Origin of the sequence: [Bacteroides] pectinophilus (genome assembly GCA_025146925.1) — a bacterium.
Classification (GTDB): domain Bacteria; phylum Bacillota; class Clostridia; order Lachnospirales; family Lachnospiraceae; genus Bacteroides_F; species Bacteroides_F pectinophilus.
Genome location: CP102260.1, coordinates 2,599,467 through 2,617,901, shown reverse-complemented (window position 1 = coordinate 2,617,901; position 18,435 = coordinate 2,599,467). Strand labels below are relative to the sequence as shown.

The following is an 18,435-nucleotide window of genomic DNA, read 5'->3' as shown; positions in this document are numbered from 1 at the left end:
TTGTGGTTATACTATAAGGGCTACATGCATTTAATGATTAAAGGTTAGTCAATAATGCACGCGGGCGGGGACATTATATTGAACCGGATTTATCATACAGGGAAAGGGAGAAGCAGGAATGAAGATAATAAAGCGCAACGGCTCGGAAGAAGAATTTGATATTGATAAGATTATAATGGCAATCAGGAAAGCCAATGATGCAGGAATAAGAAAAGAGCTGACGGAAGAGCAGATTGATGATATTGCGGACTATATAGAGTACAAGTGCGAGAAGATGAACAGGACATTATCTGTGGAGGAGATTCAGGATCTTGTAGAAAACCAGATAATGGCCAAGGGCGCATTTGAGATTGCCAAGGGATATGTAAGATACCGTTATACGCGTTCGCTTGTGCGTAAGTCCAACACGACAGATGACAGAATTCTTTCACTTATAGAATGTAATAATGAGGAAGTCCTTCAGGAGAATTCCAATAAGGATCCTGTTGTAAACAGTGTACAGCGTGACTATATGGCAGGAGAGGTAAGCAAGGATCTTTCAAGGCGAATACTGCTGCCGCCGGATATCGTTGAAGCAGACAGGCAGGGCATAATACATTTCCATGATTCGGATTATTTTGCACAGCATATGCATAACTGTGACCTCGTTAATCTTGAAGATATGCTTGAGAACGGAACTATCATAAGCGGAACATATATCGAAAAGCCGCACAGCTTCTCAACAGCATGCAATATTGCCACGCAGATAATAGCACAGGTTGCAAGCAACCAGTACGGCGGACAGAGTATAAGCCTTGCACATCTTGCGCCGTTTGTACAGGTGTCGAGAGATAAGATTAAGAAGGAGGTGCTTGACGAAGTTAAGATGCTTGGAAGCAATGCGGGAGAGGAAGTGCTTAACGAGATAGTTGAGAAGAGACTCCGCAAGGAAGTAGAGAAGGGCATCCAGACAATACAGTATCAGGTAATCACCCTTATGACAACTAACGGACAGGCACCTTTCCTGACTATATTTATGTATCTTAATGAAGCAAAGAATGAGAGCGAGAAGAAGGACCTTGCACTCATAACTGAGGAGATGCTAAGACAGAGAATAAAGGGTGTCAAGAACGAAAAGGGTGTATGGATAACACCGGCATTTCCTAAGCTTATATATGTTCTTGAAGAGGACAACATCCGTGAAGGAGAGCCATACTATTATCTTACGGAGCTTGCTGCGAGATGCACGGCTAAGAGAATGGTACCTGACTATATATCTGAAAAGAAGATGAAAGAACTTAAGGAAGGCAACTGCTTCCCTGTTATGGGCTGCCGCAGTGCGCTCGCACCTTGGAAGGATGAGAATGGCAATTACAAGTTCTACGGAAGATTCAATCAGGGTGTTGTTACAATTAATCTTGTAGATGTGGCACTTTCATCAGGCAGGAACTATGACAGATTCTGGGAGATATTTGACGAGAGGCTTCAGCTCTGCTACAGGGCACTCATGTGCAGACATGAGAGACTTAAGGGAACACTGTCGGATGCAGCACCTATCCTCTGGCAGCACGGAGCACTTGCAAGACTTAAGAAGGGTGAGAAGATAGACAGGCTCCTGTATGGCGGATATTCTTCAATATCACTCGGTTATGCGGGACTGTGCGAATGTGTTCGCTATATGACCGGCAAGTCACATACTGACCCGGAGGCAACACCGTTTGCACTTGAAGTCATGAAGCACATGAATGAAGCGTGTGACAGATGGACCAAGGAGACCGACATCGCATTCAGCATCTACGGTTCTCCGATTGAGAGCACTACATATAAGTTTGCAAAGTGCCTTCAGAAGAGATTTGGCATTATTGAGGGCGTTACCGATAAGGGATATATAACTAACAGCTACCATGTTAATGTTACAGAGAAGATAGATGCATTTGCAAAGCTTAAGTTTGAATCACAGTTCCAGGCACTGTCAACCGGCGGCGCTGTAAGCTATGTGGAAGTTCCTAATCTTCAGAACAATATAAATGCAGTCATAACGGTTCTTCAGTTCATATATGACAACATCATGTATGCCGAGCTTAACACCAAGAGCGATTACTGCCAGAAGTGCGGTTTTGACGGAGAGATACAGATAGTTGAGGATGGCGGAAAGCTTGTATGGGAATGCCCTAACTGCCATAACAGGGACCAGAATACGCTTAATGTCGCAAGAAGAACCTGCGGCTATATCGGCACGCAGTTCTGGAATCAGGGAAGAACACAGGAGATAAGAGAGCGTGTTCTGCATTTGTAATATTGGCTTTAAAATAGCTCCGGATATGTTATAATCTAAGTAGGATAATTCGTGGAAAGTTCGGTTTTATGCATGTAAAGTGCAGAAATGGAGACAGATATGGAACATGAAGACAGACAGGTGATTATAGCAGTAGGACGCGAATACGGAAGCGGCGGACATGAGATTGCAAAGATGATTGCTGAGAGAATGAATCTTCCATTTTATGACAGGAATCTTCTTAGTGAAGTTGCCCGTGAAAAAGGTATTGACGTTTCGGCAATTGAGAAGTATGATGAATCTCCGAGACGTGCATTTGTATCGCAGACAGTTCGCGGTTACAGCAATGCTCCCGAAGACGGTCTTGCCAATATGGAGTTTGACTACATACGTGCAATGGCATCAAGAGGAGATTCGTTTGTAATAGTAGGGCGCTGTGCAGATGCTATACTCGCGGGGAATAAGGGACTTATAACTATATTTGTGACGGCGGATGATGACAGGAAGATTGAGCGGATCAGCAGAATTGTGAATGTATCGGAGGCTGAAGCTGCAAGAATGATAAGGGCTAAGAACAAAAAGCGCAAGTCATATCATAATTATTACAGTGATGGCAAGTGGGGCGATTCGAGATATTACGATCTGCTCATCAACAGCAGCAGACTTGGGCTTGAGAAGACTGCGGATGTCATAGAGGCTTACATAAAGGCAAGAACAGGGCAGTCTTAATATCAATATCACAATCATGAGGTAATAACAATGGTCAGGGATATGACAAAAGGCTCGCCGATGAAGCTTATTCTCGGTTTTTCCATTCCGCTTTTGTTCGGAATGCTTTTTCAGCAGTTCTACAATCTTGTAGATACAATGATAGTAGGTAAGACGCTTGGCGTAGAGGCACTTGCCGGTGTAGGAGCCACAGGCTCAATTAACTTTATGATAATCGGCTTCTGCATGGGCGTATGCGGTGGATTTGCAATACCTATAGCCCAGCAGTTCGGAGCGGGCAGGTATTCGGAACTTAGAAAATATGTCTATAACAGCTATATTCTGAGCATTGTATTTTCGATAGTACTTACTATACTTTCGGTTGTGTTCACACAGTCAATTCTCAGACTTATGAAGACTCCGGACAATATTTTCTGGCATTCATATAATTACATAGTAATAATATTTGCCGGAATACCTACAGTATTTTTGTATAATATCGTATCAAGTATAATAAGAGCGCTCGGAGACAGTAAGACTCCCGTAATATTCCTGGTGCTTTCGGCGGTTATGAATATATTCCTTGATATATGGTTCATAACAGGCCTTAAGATGGGAGTTGCAGGAGCTGCGTGGGCGACAGATATATCACAGTTTGTGTCAGGTCTTCTGTGTCTCATTTACATGAATAAGAAGTATGACGTGCTTAAGTTCCAAAAGGGTGAGAAACAGATTCACAGACAGCATGCGATTAACCTCATTGTAAATGGTGTCCCGATGGGGCTTCAGTATTCGATAACAGCGATAGGAAGCGTAATCTTACAGACATCGGTTAATACACTCGGTTCTGTAAGTGTTGCTGCGATGACGGCAGGAAGTAAGCTTCAGATGTTCTTCGCGTGCCCGTTCGATGCACTTGGTTCAACAATGGCAACATACGGCGGCCAGAATGCAGGAGCCAAGGAGGTCGACAGAATAGGTGCAGGAATACGTGCAGCCGTGATAGTGGGTTCAGTATACAGTATTGCGGCACTTGTGGTACAGTATCTGTTCGGAAGCTACATAGCACTGCTGTTTGTTGATGCATCGGAGACGCAGGTAATAGCGATGACACATACATTTCTTATCGTCAATGCGCTGTTCTTCATACCGCTTGCACTCGTTAATATCATACGTTTCTGTATACAGGGAATGGGCTTTGCGGGCTTTGCTGTTCTTGCCGGTGTGTTTGAGATGGTTGCAAGAACTGTCGTTGCATTCACGCTTGTTCCGGTATTCCGGTTCAACGGAGCATGCATGGCTAATCCGTGTGCGTGGGTGGCAGCAGATATATTCCTGATTCCTGCATTTATATATTGCAGCAGAAGGCTTAAGAAGAGATTCGGGATTGGTTGACAATTGCGATTCTATAGTGATATCATATTAATGATATCTGCAGATATAGTTCATCGGTAGAATGCCAGCTTCCCAAGCTGGAGAGACGGGTTCGATTCCCGCTATCTGCTTAATGAAATTATCATTTATAGGGCGTGGCTGTTGATTGCGGCTTGCGCCCTGTATTTTTAGGACGGTAAGGAGAAGCAATGAACAAAAAAGAGATTTCAGAGATTAAGAAGCTTTTTGCCAACGAGAACAGTGTCATATCAACAATCTGCGGATGCTATGTTGATGGTGACAAGAATAAAAAGTCCATGATGCGCGAGGCATTTTTATCGCTTCCACAGGATGAGATGCACAAGTATATGGCTATATTCAGAAAATGCATGACGGGAACACTCGGCAGGAATATCCTCAACATGGAATTTGCCGATGCAGCAACCGAAGTTACGGTATCACAACAGAAGCTTATGGATCTGCGTGACAGTGAGCTTAAGGATGATGCGGTGCTGGAGACATTTTATGATGAGATTATAGCTAATTACAACACGGCTGATAACTATCTTATACTTCTGGTGTACGGAGTGTATGACGTTCCGGGCAGAACCTCTGACGGAATTGAGATGGAGGATGCATCGGACGAGATATACAGACATATACTCTGCTGCATATGTCCTGTTAAGCTGTCCAAGCCGGGACTTTCATATAACAGTGAGCAGAATGGGTTTCATGAGAGAATACGTGACTGGGTAGTGGATATGCCGGCAATGGGCTTCCTTTATCCTGCATTTAACGAGAGAAGCGCAGATGTGAACAGCATTTTGTATTATTCCTCCAAGGCAGAGGAGCTCAAGTTCGACTTCGTTGAGACAGTGCTTGGCTGTACACTTCCGATGACAGCAGGCGGACAGAAGGAGACCTTCCAGGCGATAATTCAGGATACGCTTGGTGATGAGTGTGAATTTGAAGTTGTTAAGGAGATTCACGAGCAGCTTACAGAGCTTATTGAGGAAAAGAAGGATGATGAGACACCGCTTGAACTTGGCAGAAAGGAGGTTGTTAATCTGCTCGCAGCAAGCGGCGTTGACAACCGGAAGATAGAAGAGCTCGAGAATAATTTTGAAGAAGCAGCGGGCGGTTCAATGACACAGCCTCTGCTTGCATCCAATGTGGCAAGTACACGTAAGTTTGAGATTAAGACACCGGATGTTGTTGTTCAGGTAAAGCCTGACAGAACCGACCTTGTGGAGACAAGGATGATAGACAACGTTCCGTATCTTCTTATTACATTAAGCGACAGTGTACAGGTCAACGGCATTGATGTAAGAATGCCGGGAAGCAAAGAGCAGGAGGAAGAGTGATGATTGATTTCCTTACCAATGCATTGTCAGTATACCATGCCTCGGATTACATAATAAAAAAGCTTAATGAGACCGGTGGATTTACTGAGCTTAAGACAGATGAAGCGTGGAAGCTCGAACCGGGACACGGATACTATGTGTGTCCGTTTGGTACAACAGTTATTGCTTTCAGAACCGGAAGTGCTGTAGCTTCTGTGGGCATGCCGGATAAACAGGATAAGCTCAGGATAATTGCATCACATACAGACCATCCGGGATTCAGGGTAAAGGAGAATCCGGAAGTTAAGCAGGGAAGCTATGTAAAGCTTAATGTAGAGAGCTACGGCGGCGCGATTCTTAATACGTGGCTTGACAGACCGCTTGGTGCGGCAGGCTGCGCATGGGTAAGAGGTAAGGATGGCAGGGCAGCAAAGTTCCTTGTTGACTTTGATGGACCTGCATTTGTCATTCCCAATGTTGCAATACACATGAACCGCAAGATTAATGAAGGGATAGAGCTTAATAAGCAGATTGACATGCTGCCTCTTGCATATGCACAGGAAGTACATGCGCAGAATGACAGCAATGAGAAGGGTTACAGCTTCAGGGAGGAGCTTGCTTATCATATACACCGCATACACAATGTGAGTGCTAAGCCTGAAGATATATTAAGCTATGATATAAGCATTTACAATGCTGAGAAGCCCGTGTATGTCGGAAGAGACAGAGAACTTCTTATGGCTGGCGGAATTGATAATGTAAGCTCTGAAAAGGCATGTCTTGATGCAATAACAGGAATAGAGGACAATCAGGGAATAGTCATCAGTGCATTCTTTGACCATGAGGAGGTCGGAAGCAGGAGTAAGAATGGTGCAGACAGCACCATTCTTGCCAATATAATAGAGAGAATATGCATATCGCTTGGGTATGACAGGAATGAATATCTGGCGATGGTTATGAATGGAGAATTCCTTTCACTTGATGTTGCACATGCCAATAATCCTAATCATCCCGAAAAATACGACCCGACATCCGGAGTAAGCCTGGGAAGCGGTGTTACCATTAAGTGCAGCAGCAGACAGAATTACTGCACTGATGCCGATATGACGGCACAGCTCCTTGAACTTGCCGGTAATAACAGGGTGAAGTGCAGTGTCAATTACTTGAGGTCGGATATTCCGGGCGGCAGTACGATTGGTTCAATACTCTCATCACAGCTTCCGATGAGAAGTGCAGATATAGGAATACCTATTCTTGCAATGCATTCTGCGATGGAGACAATGTCAGTATCTGACCAGAGGAACCTTGACAGGCTTGCTGCCGCATTCCTTGCACAACATTAGACATTGCGCAAATACACTTATTGATATATAATGACAGCATAGAGTTAATCGATTATTAATGGGAGATGGGAATCATGGATCAGACAAAGGTACACAAGTTAGAGTGTTCACAGTGCTTAATGGAGCTCCGTTCAGGAAGAATTATTACGGCAGATGAGGGCTTCATGAAGATGTTCGGATATACAAGAGAAGATATAGCGGAGGGGGTTACATATAAGGACCTTGTTCCATGTCTTGATATTAAGCAGATAGTTGGCAAGCTTAGAGAAGAGTTTGTATTCTCAAGCAACATCTGTTATGAGCACACAGTGATGTGCAAGAACGGAGAAGTCAAAGCAGTATGTTCAATGCTTGAGATTCAGAACACACTGATTAAGGGACACAGAATGATAAGAGTATCATCTACAGAACTTGCAAGCATTATAGAGCTTGATACAGAAGCAAAGTTCAAATAATATAATATTGGTTAAGGATAGAACGCATCTGTAAGACATAACAATCTTCGGATGCGTTTTTCTGTATACGCTGTTTGTGACGCAGGCTCCACAAATAGCATCTGTCGCAGAGCCAAATCTGATATCAGGCCCGCGATACCTCCGGCACTTTGCGCCTGCGGAATGGAGATTAATATGAAGGTTCTCATATACAAATGGAAAGTATACAATTATCCCGCGATAACCGCTGCGTTCGAGAGCATGGGGCACCGGACAAAGACTATTGAATATGATACTGACTCAGGTGAGTCAAGGCAGGCGGTTGTGGAAGGATTTGCAGATGAGATAAATGACTTTACACCGGATATTGTATTCACGGTGAATTATTTTGGCGAGCTGTCGGACGCATGCCAGACGTGCGGTATCCCATATATATCATGGACATGTGACAGCCCTCTTATAGCAATGTATCATGAGTCGGTATTTAATGATGTGAATTTTATATTTATATTTGATAAGGTTCAGTATTATTATTTTAAAAATGCAGGTGTCAGGCATGTGTATTACCTTCCTCTCGCAGCGGATGAGCTTATGGCGGCAAGGGCAGAAAATATAGATACAACGGGATTTGAGTCGGAGATATCGTTTGTGGGAAGCCTCTATGAGAAGAATTCCTATGACAGAATTGAAGACAGGCTTACACCTTACCTTAAAGGGTATTTTGACGCTGCAATGAATGCGCAGGCTGATATATTCGGAGATAATATATTCGACAGGCTGCTGACGCCGGATATACTTGCACAGCTTTCGCAGCTTATAGATTTTAAGAATTCGGAACGGTCGCTGTCGGATATGGGACTTGTTTTTAATACAACCTTTCTCGGCTTTAAGATGGCACAGCGTGAGAGAATCGGCTGCCTTTCACTGCTTGGGATGAATCATGAGGTGAAGCTGTATACAGACAGCCATCTTCCTATTGAAGGTGTGCATAATATGGGAAGTGTAGAATACCATAACGATATGCCGCGTGTATTCTGCGGTTCTGATATCAACATGAACTTCACAATACGCAATATAAGGAGCGGAATTCCATTGAGAGTCTGGGATATAATGGCATGCGGAGGATTTGTGCTGACTAACTTTCAGGCGGAGCTTCCGGCGTATTTTGAGGATGGTGTGCATATGGCGTGGTTTGGAAGCATAGATGACATGCGCCGTAAGGCGGATTATTATCTGGCACATGATGATGAGCGCCGGCAGATTGCAGAGCAGGGGCGCAGGTTTGTCATGCAGAATCACACATACAGGAATAGAATAGAAGTTATCTTTAATATATTGGAAAAGGAAGGAGCAATTTATGAACAGTAATACCGGAAGCGTGAAGGAAGAAGCACGGGAAAGGGTGCTTGTGACCGGAGCAGGAAGAGGAATAGGACGTGCCGCTGCACTGGAATTTGCAAAAAAAGGATATGATGTTGCAGTCAACTGTGCGCATGACGAAGAGGCACTTAGAAGTCTGCATGCGCAGATAACAGAGCTTGGGTGCAGATGCGTTATGTGCATGGGAGATGTCGGCAGTGCCGAAGACGCCGACAGGGTAATGTCTGCGGCACAGGAAGGACTTGGGGGTATAGACATACTTGTGAACAATGCCGGAATATCGTATATAGGACTGCTTCAGGACATGACACCTGAAGAGTGGCATGCCGTGATATCGACCAATCTTACGGCAGCGTACAATACATGCCGCCGCGCGATACCTATGATGCTTAAGAGCGGCAGAGGATGTATTATAAATGTTTCCTCAGTGTGGGGCAATATCGGAGCATCATGTGAGGTAGCATACTCCGCATCCAAGGGAGGGCTGAATGCATTCACAAGGGCACTTGCAAAAGAGCTTGCTCCGAGTAATATCCGGGTAAATGCAGTGGCATGCGGAGCGATTGACACATCAATGAATGCATTCCTTGAAGCTGATGAAATGCAGGCGCTTATCAATGAGATTCCGGCTGGAAGACTTGGAAGACCTGAAGAAGCGGCGGCAATGATAAGGCTTATAGCGCAGGCTCCGGAATATCTGACAGGCCAGATAATAACACTCGATGGTGGGTGGCAGATATAACTGCCGGCCTGATTATCCTGATTTTTCAGAATATATACATGAATTATTAGAAAATTTATATTTGTCATATAGTGTTGACTTTTGTAATATTGTGCATCATACCCAAAAAAAAGCGCTAATTTTTTGCACTGTTTACAAATGCACAAAGTTATCCAAAGAAGTCACCAAGTTATCCACAAAAAACACCCTTGAAAAGTGCGATATTTACGCTATAAAATAGTTATGCACTAAGTTATCCACTTTATCCACAAAAAAATGCTGTGGATTGAGGTGAATTTTTGAGACAAAAAACAAACATTAGTTTTGTGTAATATGTAAAAAATACATAAAATGACAATAAAAAACAAATTTAGACTTGACACAACATTTACAATAAAATGCCTGTCGAAAATGACAAAAACGATAAATTGATTGAAAAAAGCTTGTTATTTTTGTTAATTGTGTTATAATAAATTCAAGTAAAATCTACTGGTAAAGGAGATGGACATCATGCGATTCGTAATAGTAGGAAGAAATATCGAGGTAACAGATGGACTTAAGGAAGCTGTAGAGGAGAAGCTCGGTAAGTTGGACAGGTTCTTTGCACCTGATACAGAAGTCAAAGTAACATTAAGCGTTGAGAAGGAGAGACAGAAGATAGAGGTAACAATACCTGTTAAGGGAAGCATAATCCGTTCAGAGCAGGTAAGCAACGATATGTATGTATCAATTGACCTCGTAGAAGAGGTAATTGAGAGACAGCTTAAGAAGTATAAGAATAAGCTGATTGACAAGCAGCAGGATGCAGCAGCATTTGCTCAGGAATATATAGATAAGGAATATGTGGATGATGATGCGGATGTTAAGATTATCCGTACCAAGAGATTCGATGTTAAGCCTATGGATCCTGAAGAAGCATGCGTACAGATGGAGCTTCTCGGACACAGCTTCTATGTATTCTTTAATTCAGAGACAGAGCAGATTAATGTCGTCTACAAGAGAAAAGGCAATACATATGGTCTCATTGAGCCGGAGTATTAATTAACATATAATTGCAATTCGGTATGAACAATTAAATAATAATTAGGGATTAATAATAAGAATCAGAGGCTGCCGCCCTTATGGATATATCGTAAGATGTCCATTGGGCGGCAGTTTTTTTGCACACTTGACGTATAAAATATATTTTTACAGAATATTCCATGCATTCAGGACTATATAAACGCATGTCAGGCTAAATGTTTTATATTGTATTTACAATACCATATGCAGGCACCGCAAATAGCATCTATCGCAGAGCTAAATCTGACATTTGGCTCGCGATTCCTCCGGCACTTTGTGCCTGCGGAATGGAGGATTAATATGGTTAAGTACAAAAGGTAATGAGCGGTATTCTGGCAGCAGCAATGATGGTGGCATCAATGGTATGCCTGCCAAAGGATGTACAGGCAGCGGAAAGTGCCACACCTACAGAACTGGTATATAATCAGCCTGTGAATGACAGCTTCTCGTATGCCAATGAGGTAAAGACATATACGTTCAACCTTAGTGAATCGATGGCAAGATCTACATTTGGCTGGAAAGTATGTGTTAAGAATGTATCGGATGATGCCGATATAAAATTAAAAGTAGATAAACTTAATGCTACATATACATCAGATGCACTTGGAAAAGGTGGTAATGAAACATGTGTAAATGAAATAGGAACTACATGTGCATCGGGAGAATATACGGTTACTGTAGAGAATAAGACAGGAAGTACAGGAAGCAATGCTGCATTTACTATAACATATCAGATAGGATATAAGGGAGGCAGTGTTGCAATAGGAGATCTTATAAGATTTACCAATAACAGTAATTATACAACAACAGTTGCAATGAGAAAGGCGTATTCTGTAACCAAGACAGTGCGCGGAGAGGCTCTGCCTGATGGTGCAATTCTTGTCGGAGTAAGAGCAAATCTTGATAAGAGAGCATGCAATAATACATGCAATGAACCGACAATGAAGATGACACTGAGTGATGAGACGGAGATAAAGCTTAACAATGTTAGCTATACAGAGATAAAGAATAGCAAAGAACCTATGTATCAGCCGTTACTCAGAGTAGACTTCGTTGCGAAGAATGTTACAACGGGAACATCAACATATGATTTTAACGCGGTATTGGATTATATATATCCATATGACTGATATCTAGGATTGAGGAGGAAGCTATGTCAGGGATAACAATGGTAGGGAATAACAGAATTTTCAATAATTATGTTCCGACACATACGGAGGCAAATGAAGCTGATATTACGAAGATTAGTGCAACTGATTGCTATGAGTATGGTGGAAAATATTATATACCCGTGACTGACGATGACAGAAGATATCTTGATATGATGGATAAACTTGATGTTGACGCATTTATATTGTCAGAATCTCAGATGACAACATATGCTGCCGTGACGAGAGAACGTCTGCTTGCACAGCATGAGAATTCTGTAACCCTGCTGCCCGGCATGACATTTACTGCTAAGCTGCCGGTGGATGATATGGGACTGACTAAGGATATTACGTTTAGAATAACCAATGAAGGAGTACTTGCAGAGTATGACGGATATCTTGCAGGGGCAAGCAGATATCTGTATAAGCTTCTTAATCAGGCGGGGACAGGCCCGGAAGTAATAGAGCAATGCAAAGATGTTACATGTGACTTTAGGAATGTTATAAATGTAATGTGTGACTATTGCGATGCTTTGGATAAGCTTATCAGAATTTCAAACGGACAGATGAGTACGCAGGATACGGTTGGTGCTTTGGAATGGAACTTAATGAAAGAAGCTCTTGAAGGTTCAAGTCTTAATCTTGATTATACTAAAGAAATGTATATTAATGGACAGGGGCTTAGATTTAATTCGTATTATTGGGAGAATGGCGGTAAGGTAGGAATGAGTTATTCCGACGTCCAATACACAACCAAGCCGGCAGATATGAGCATGCTGCATCTGCTGAAGGCATGTGATTACAATGAAGTCTATGCGGAGCATTATGAGAACCATCGTGCGCCAAGCGTATGGAACAGAATACGCGACAGCTGGAATAACTATCTCGGAGGGTGTGCTGATATCGCTGACATACTTGCGGGGGACACAGTACAGATGAACTGCATAGACTTCTTTAAAATGCGCGCACAGCAGTATTATGAGGCAGGAATGCAGAAGCAGTATGAGGAATGTTTTTCGATAATAGACGAGCTTATCAGGATGTCCGGTGAGGAAGAAGATGTTCCTCTAAAGAATATGACTGATAACAAGGATTGAGGAGGAAGCTATGTCAGGTATAACAATGGTAGGGGACAACAGAATTTTCAATAATTATATTCCGACACATACGGAAGCAAACAAGGCTGATTTGACAAAATTAACTACAACAGATTGCTACATATATGAGGGAGAATATTATGTGCCGGTAACAGACGATGACAGGCGCTATATGGACATTGCATGCAAGTATAATCAACCGGTATACATAGAATCTGATTTTCAGATGACAACATATGCTGCCGTGACGAGAGAACGTCTGCTTGCACAGCATGAGAATTCTGTAACCCTGCTGCCCGGCATGACATTTACTGCCAAGCTGCCACTGGAGGGGATTGGCATGACTAAGGATATTACGTTTAGAATAACCAATGAAGGAGTACTTGCAGAGTATGACGGATATCTTGCAGGGGCAAGCAGATATCTGTATAAGCTTCTTAATCAGGCAGGTACAGGCCCGGAAGTAATAGAGCAATGCAAAGATATTACGGTTGATTTCAGAGGTGTTATAATTGATATGTGTACATATTGTGACGCAATCGATAAACTGATAAGGATATCTAATGGTCAGATGAGCCCTGAGAATACTACTAGTCCAAGAGAGTGGTTGTATATGAAAGAGGTGCTGGATTGTTCTGATCTGAATGTGGACGGCAGTAAGGAGATGTTTGTTAATGGTCAGGGACTTCAGTTTAACTCTTATTATTCTCAATATTTTGATAATAGGGTTTGTTATTCCGACATCCAATACACAACCAAGCCAGCAGATATGAGCATGCTGCATCTGCTGAAGGCATGTGATTACAATGAAGTCTATGCGGAGCATTATGAGAACCATCGTGCGCCAAGCGTATGGAACAGAATACGCGACAGCTGGAATAACTATCTCGGAGGGTGTGCTGATATCGCTGGCATACTTGCGGGGGACACAGTACAGATGAACTGCATAGACTTCTTTAAAATGCGCGCGCAGCAGTATTATGAGGCAGGAATGCAGAAGCAGTATGAGGAATGCTTTTCAATAATAGACGAACTTATCAGGATGTCCGGTGAGGACGAAGATGTTCCTCTAAAGAATATGACTGATACCAAGGATTGAGGAGGAAGCTATGTCAGGTATAACAATGGTAGGGGATAACAGAATTTTCAATAATTATATTCCGACACATACTGAGGCAAACAAGGCTGATTTGACAAAATTAACTACAACAGATTGCTATGAGTATGAGGGAGAATATTATGTGCCTGTAACGGACGATGACAGACAATACATGAATATGTTGGATAAAAGTAATGTCGATGAAATTATATTGTCAGAATCTCAGATGACAACATATGCTGCCGTGACGAGAGAACGTCTGCTTGCGCAGCATGAGAATTCTGTAACCCTGCTGCCCGGCATGACATTTACTGCCAAGCTGCCACTGGAGGGTATTGGCATGACTAAGGATATTACGTTTAGAATAACCAATGAAGGAGTGCTTGCCGAGTATGACGGATATCTTGCAGGGGCAAGCAGATATCTGTATAAGCTTCTTAATCAGGCGGGCACAGGTCCGGAAGTAATAGAGCAATGCAAAGATATTACGGTTGATTTTAGAGGCGTTGTAAGTGAGATGTGTGACTATTGCGATGCTTTGGATAAGCTTATCAGAATTTCAAACGGACAGATGAGTACGCAGGATACGGTTGGAGCTTTGGAATGGGGCAGAATGAGAGAAGTGCTTGAGTGCTCTAATCTTAATCTTGATTATACTAAAGAGATGTATATTAATGGACAGGGGCTCCGATTTAATTCATATTACCGTGGAAATGCAGGTAAGGGCAGAATTAGCTATACGGATATACAATACACAACCAAGCCGGCAGATATGAGCATGCTGCATCTGCTGAAGGCATGTGATTACAATGAAGTCTATGCGGAGCATTATGAGAACCATCGTGCGCCAAGCGTATGGAACAGAATACGCGACAGCTGGAATAACTATCTCGGAGGGTGTGCTGATGTTGCTGACATACTGATGGGAGATACGGTACAGATGAACTGTATAGATTTTTTTAAGATGCGTGCACAGCAGTATTACGAAGCAGGAATGCAGAAACAGTATGAGGAATGTTTTGCAATAATAGACGAACTCATCAGAATGTCCGGCGAGGAAGAAAGCGCTTCTCAAAATCATGCATAAATGTTCTGCCTACAGGCAGATAAACATTGCCTAATTTTATCATGGCAGTAGCTTTATCATAAGCCTGTATCTGCCTGAGGGCAACGATATATTTTTTGTGGCAGCGTATAAAGTCATTATCAAGCTCTTCAGAGAGAGTTGTCAAAGAGTAAGCCTTTGTCAGGTGGGTGTCATCATTGATAGTGTGAATATACATAGTGTGATTGTGATTTTCTATATAAAGAATCTCCTGAAAATTTATGTGCAGATTCACACCATACAAATCCTTAAAGATAAGTGATTTGTAATGCTCTGGAAATAATGTGCTGATTGAATAAAGAAGTTTGTTGATATCCTCCGGCTGGTAAGGAGAGGAGATTACTCCATAGCAATGGATATCATTGATGATTATGGAATTATACTCCTGAGTCTGCTGATGCTGTTATCGTATGTATATATGCAGTATTCTGATGGCGTAATATAATATTCTGATACAATTCTGCCCAGCGCGGCAACCTGTTCTTTTTTATTATCAATTATAAGTATCTTTTTCATTTAATCCCCTCAACACAGATATGATTAAAATTATATAAAAACATGTAAAAATTATTTATATATAGTACAAATTGTGCATATAGAAATGTCAATTATCACGAAAGCAGTTTGGGGCTGGAATAACGCAGTTTGGGATTAAAAGAAATATGCGCGGCATATAAACGGCTAAAAACAGCATGTAATTTCTTAAGCTTGTGGACAATATGGCGCTAAAGTGTTACAATCAAGAATGTATAAGTGTAATTATTACACAGATTACACGATTTTTAAGGAGATTCACAATGGGATTTGTTCAGAAGTTATTTGGTACACACAGTGAGCACGAACTGAAGAGAATAACGCCTATAGTCGATAAGATTGAGGCTCTGCATGATGAATATGATGCACTTTCAGATGAGCAGCTTAAAGCTAAGACACAGGAATTTAAGGCGAGACTTGCCAAGGGAGAGACACTTGATGATATACTTCCGGAAGCATTTGCAACTGTAAGGGCAGCAGGCAAGAGGGTGCTTGGAATGGAGCACTACAGGGTACAGCTTATAGGTGGTATAATTCTCCATCAGGGACGTATAGCTGAGATGAGAACCGGTGAAGGTAAGACACTTGTTTCCACACTGCCTGCATATCTTAATTCACTTACAGGTGAGGGCGTAATGATTGTAACAGTCAATGATTACCTTGCCAAGCGAGATGCAGAGTGGATGGGGCAGCTTCATGAGTTCCTCGGTGTGAGCGTGGGTATTGTTCTTCATGACAGCACACAGGATGAGAGAAGAGCTGCATATGCATGTGATATTACATATGTAACCAATAATGAGCTTGGATTCGATTATCTTCGTGATAATATGGCTATATATAAGGAACAGCTTGTACTCAGGGGTCTTAAGTATGCTGTTATTGATGAGGTCGATTCGGTGCTTATTGATGAGGCAAGAACTCCGCTTATTATTTCAGGACAGGGTTCTAAGTCAACTAAGCTTTATGAGGCATGTGACGTCCTTGCAAGACAGATGGAGCGAGGCACTGGTGACGGTGAGCTTAGCAAGATGGATGCCCTTATGGGTGAGATGAAGGAAGAAGACGGCGATTTCCTTGTTAATGAGAAGGACAAGATTGTTAATCTTACGGCTAATGGTGTAGCCAAGGTTGAGAAGTTCTTCCACCTTGAGAACTATGCAGATCCTGAGAACCTTGAGATACAGCATAATATAATTCTCGCACTCCGTGCACATAATCTGATGCACAGAGATAAGGATTATGTTGTAAGTGAAGACGGACAGATTCTTATAGTAGATGAATTTACAGGACGTATCATGCCGGGAAGGCGTTTCTCAGACGGACTTCATCAGGCGATTGAGGCTAAGGAGCATGTTAAGGTACAGCAGGAGAGCAAGACATATGCAACCATTACATTCCAGAATTTCTTCAATAAGTTTGAGAAGAAGGCAGGTATGACAGGTACGGCTCTCACAGAGGAGCGTGAGTTCCGAGAGATTTATAACATGGACGTAGTAGAGATTCCTACTAATAAACCGGTTGCGCGTGTGGATCTCGAAGACGCTGTATATAAGACTAAGAAAGAGAAGTTTAACGCAGTAGTAGACTCGGTAATAGAGTCATACCAGAAGGGCCAGCCGGTACTTGTCGGTACTATTACAATTGATACATCAGAGATGTTAAGTGAGATGCTTAAGAAAAAAGGCATCCCTCATAATGTACTTAATGCCAAGTACCATGAGCTTGAGGCACAGATAGTTGCAGAGGCAGGACGCCATAAGGCGGTAACTATTGCAACTAATATGGCAGGACGTGGTACGGATATTAAGCTTGATGATGAGGCAAGAGCAGCCGGAGGTCTTAAGATTATCGGTACTGAGAGGCATGAGTCAAGACGTATTGATAACCAGCTCCGTGGACGTTCAGGACGTCAGGGAGATCCGGGTGAGTCAAGATTCTACATTTCACTTGAAGATGACCTTATGAGACTGTTTGGATCAGAGAAGCTTATGGGAATGTTCAATGCAATGGGCGTACCGGAAGGCGAGCAGATTGAGCATAAGATGCTCTCTAATGCCATTGAGAAGGCTCAGAAGAAGATTGAGACTAATAATTATGGTATCAGACGTAATCTTCTTGAATATGATCAGGTAATGAATGAGCAGCGAGAGATTATCTACGGCGAGAGAATGAAGGTTCTTAACGGTGAGAGCATGAGAAGCTCTATCATTAAGATGACAACAGATTTTGTTGAGAAGGCTGTGGACCTTAATATAAGCGGAGAACATAATCAGGAAGAGTGGGATTACAAGTCACTCAATGAGATGCTCCTCCCTGTAATTCCTATCGAACCTGTTAAGTCTGATGCATCAGTTAAGACTATAGATGAGCTCAAGCATGTCCTTAAGGAACGTGCAATTAAGCTTTACGAGAGTAAGGAAGCAGAGTTCCCGGAGGCTGAACAGCTCAGGGAGCTTGAGAGAGTTATTCTGCTTCGTGTAATTGACGCACGCTGGAGAGACCATATTGATGATATGGAACAGCTCAAGCAGGGTATTGGTCTTCAGGCATACGGACAGAGAGATCCTAAGGTTGAGTATAAGATGGCCGGATATGATATGTTTGATGCCATGACAGAAGGAATTGCAGAAGATACAGTAAGGCTTCTTATGAATGTAAGAATAGAGCACAAGGTAGAGCGCGAAGAGAACACAGAGAAGCTCACAACTAACCGTGAGGAAGAGACAAGCGTGCGCGGACCTGTAAGAAGAACGGATAAGAAGATTTATCCTAATGACCCATGTCCATGTGGCAGCGGTAAGAAGTATAAGAATTGTTGTGGAAGAAAGTAATC

At 42.5% G+C, this 18,435-nt stretch carries 15 protein-coding genes and 1 tRNA gene; 15 read left to right on the top strand and 1 reads right to left on the bottom strand.

Annotated elements, in window-relative coordinates:
• Window positions 1-118 precede the first annotated feature (118 nt).
• From nrdD to NQ488_12285, 14 genes are all read left to right on the top strand, one after another.
• Window positions 119-2,275 (top strand): anaerobic ribonucleoside-triphosphate reductase, encoded by a 2,157-nt coding sequence (gene nrdD / locus NQ488_12350; protein UWN95328.1) that lies wholly within the window; start codon window positions 119-121, stop codon window positions 2,273-2,275.
• A gap of 99 nt (window positions 2,276-2,374) precedes the next feature.
• Entirely contained in the window at window positions 2,375-2,983 is a 609-nt protein-coding gene (locus NQ488_12345) for a cytidylate kinase-like family protein (GenBank protein ID UWN95327.1), read from the top strand.
• Between the two features lie 30 nt (window positions 2,984-3,013).
• Window positions 3,014-4,357, top strand: a complete 1,344-nt coding sequence (locus NQ488_12340; GenBank protein UWN95326.1) for an MATE family efflux transporter — start codon at window positions 3,014-3,016, stop codon at window positions 4,355-4,357.
• A 39-nt stretch (window positions 4,358-4,396) separates the two neighbouring features.
• Window positions 4,397-4,467 (top strand) — tRNA-Gly (locus NQ488_12335).
• A 78-nt stretch (window positions 4,468-4,545) separates the two neighbouring features.
• Complete coding sequence (locus NQ488_12330; GenBank protein UWN95325.1) at window positions 4,546-5,700, top strand: DUF4317 domain-containing protein; 1,155 nt, start codon at window positions 4,546-4,548, stop codon at window positions 5,698-5,700.
• Window positions 5,700-7,022: a M18 family aminopeptidase gene (locus NQ488_12325; GenBank protein UWN95324.1), complete on the top strand. Its 1,323-nt coding sequence runs from the start codon at window positions 5,700-5,702 to the stop codon at window positions 7,020-7,022. Before NQ488_12330 ends, NQ488_12325 begins: the two co-directional genes overlap by 1 nt.
• A gap of 74 nt (window positions 7,023-7,096) precedes the next feature.
• Window positions 7,097-7,477 carry a PAS domain-containing protein gene (locus NQ488_12320; GenBank protein UWN95323.1) on the top strand — a complete coding sequence of 127 codons (381 nt, stop codon included), beginning with the start codon at window positions 7,097-7,099 and terminating at the stop codon, window positions 7,475-7,477.
• Window positions 7,478-7,651: 174 nt separating this feature from the next.
• Complete coding sequence (locus NQ488_12315) at window positions 7,652-8,824, top strand: DUF3880 domain-containing protein (protein ID UWN95322.1); 1,173 nt, start codon at window positions 7,652-7,654, stop codon at window positions 8,822-8,824.
• The gene (gene fabG / locus NQ488_12310; GenBank protein UWN95321.1) at window positions 8,814-9,578 is read left to right on the top strand and encodes a 3-oxoacyl-ACP reductase FabG; all 765 of its coding nucleotides are present in this window, start codon (window positions 8,814-8,816) and stop codon (window positions 9,576-9,578) included. The genes NQ488_12315 and fabG overlap by 11 nt, the downstream gene beginning before the upstream one ends.
• A 489-nt stretch (window positions 9,579-10,067) precedes the next feature.
• Window positions 10,068-10,598: a ribosome-associated translation inhibitor RaiA gene (raiA, locus tag NQ488_12305; protein UWN95320.1), complete on the top strand. Its 531-nt coding sequence runs from the start codon at window positions 10,068-10,070 to the stop codon at window positions 10,596-10,598.
• A 341-nt stretch (window positions 10,599-10,939) separates the two neighbouring features.
• Entirely contained in the window at window positions 10,940-11,749 is an 810-nt protein-coding gene (locus NQ488_12300; protein ID UWN95319.1) for a hypothetical protein, read from the top strand.
• Between the two features lie 23 nt (window positions 11,750-11,772).
• Window positions 11,773-12,864 carry a hypothetical protein gene (locus tag NQ488_12295; GenBank protein UWN95318.1) on the top strand — a complete coding sequence of 364 codons (1,092 nt, stop codon included), beginning with the start codon at window positions 11,773-11,775 and terminating at the stop codon, window positions 12,862-12,864.
• Between the two features lie 10 nt (window positions 12,865-12,874).
• Window positions 12,875-13,963: a hypothetical protein gene (locus NQ488_12290; protein UWN95317.1), complete on the top strand. Its 1,089-nt coding sequence runs from the start codon at window positions 12,875-12,877 to the stop codon at window positions 13,961-13,963.
• 10 nt (window positions 13,964-13,973) lie between these two features.
• Window positions 13,974-15,050, top strand: coding sequence for a hypothetical protein (locus tag NQ488_12285; GenBank protein ID UWN95316.1), 1,077 nt, complete (start codon window positions 13,974-13,976; stop codon window positions 15,048-15,050).
• A gap of 387 nt (window positions 15,051-15,437) precedes the next feature.
• On the opposite strand, the gene NQ488_12280 is transcribed toward NQ488_12285, so the two are convergent.
• Window positions 15,438-15,584, bottom strand: a complete 147-nt coding sequence (locus NQ488_12280) for a hypothetical protein (protein ID UWN95315.1) — start codon at window positions 15,582-15,584, stop codon at window positions 15,438-15,440.
• Window positions 15,585-15,865: 281 nt separating this feature from the next.
• Here NQ488_12280 and secA point away from each other — a divergent pair, with 281 nt between their 5' ends.
• Window positions 15,866-18,433, top strand: a complete 2,568-nt coding sequence (gene secA, locus NQ488_12275) for a preprotein translocase subunit SecA (GenBank protein ID UWN95314.1) — start codon at window positions 15,866-15,868, stop codon at window positions 18,431-18,433.
• Window positions 18,434-18,435: the final 2 nt, after the last annotated feature.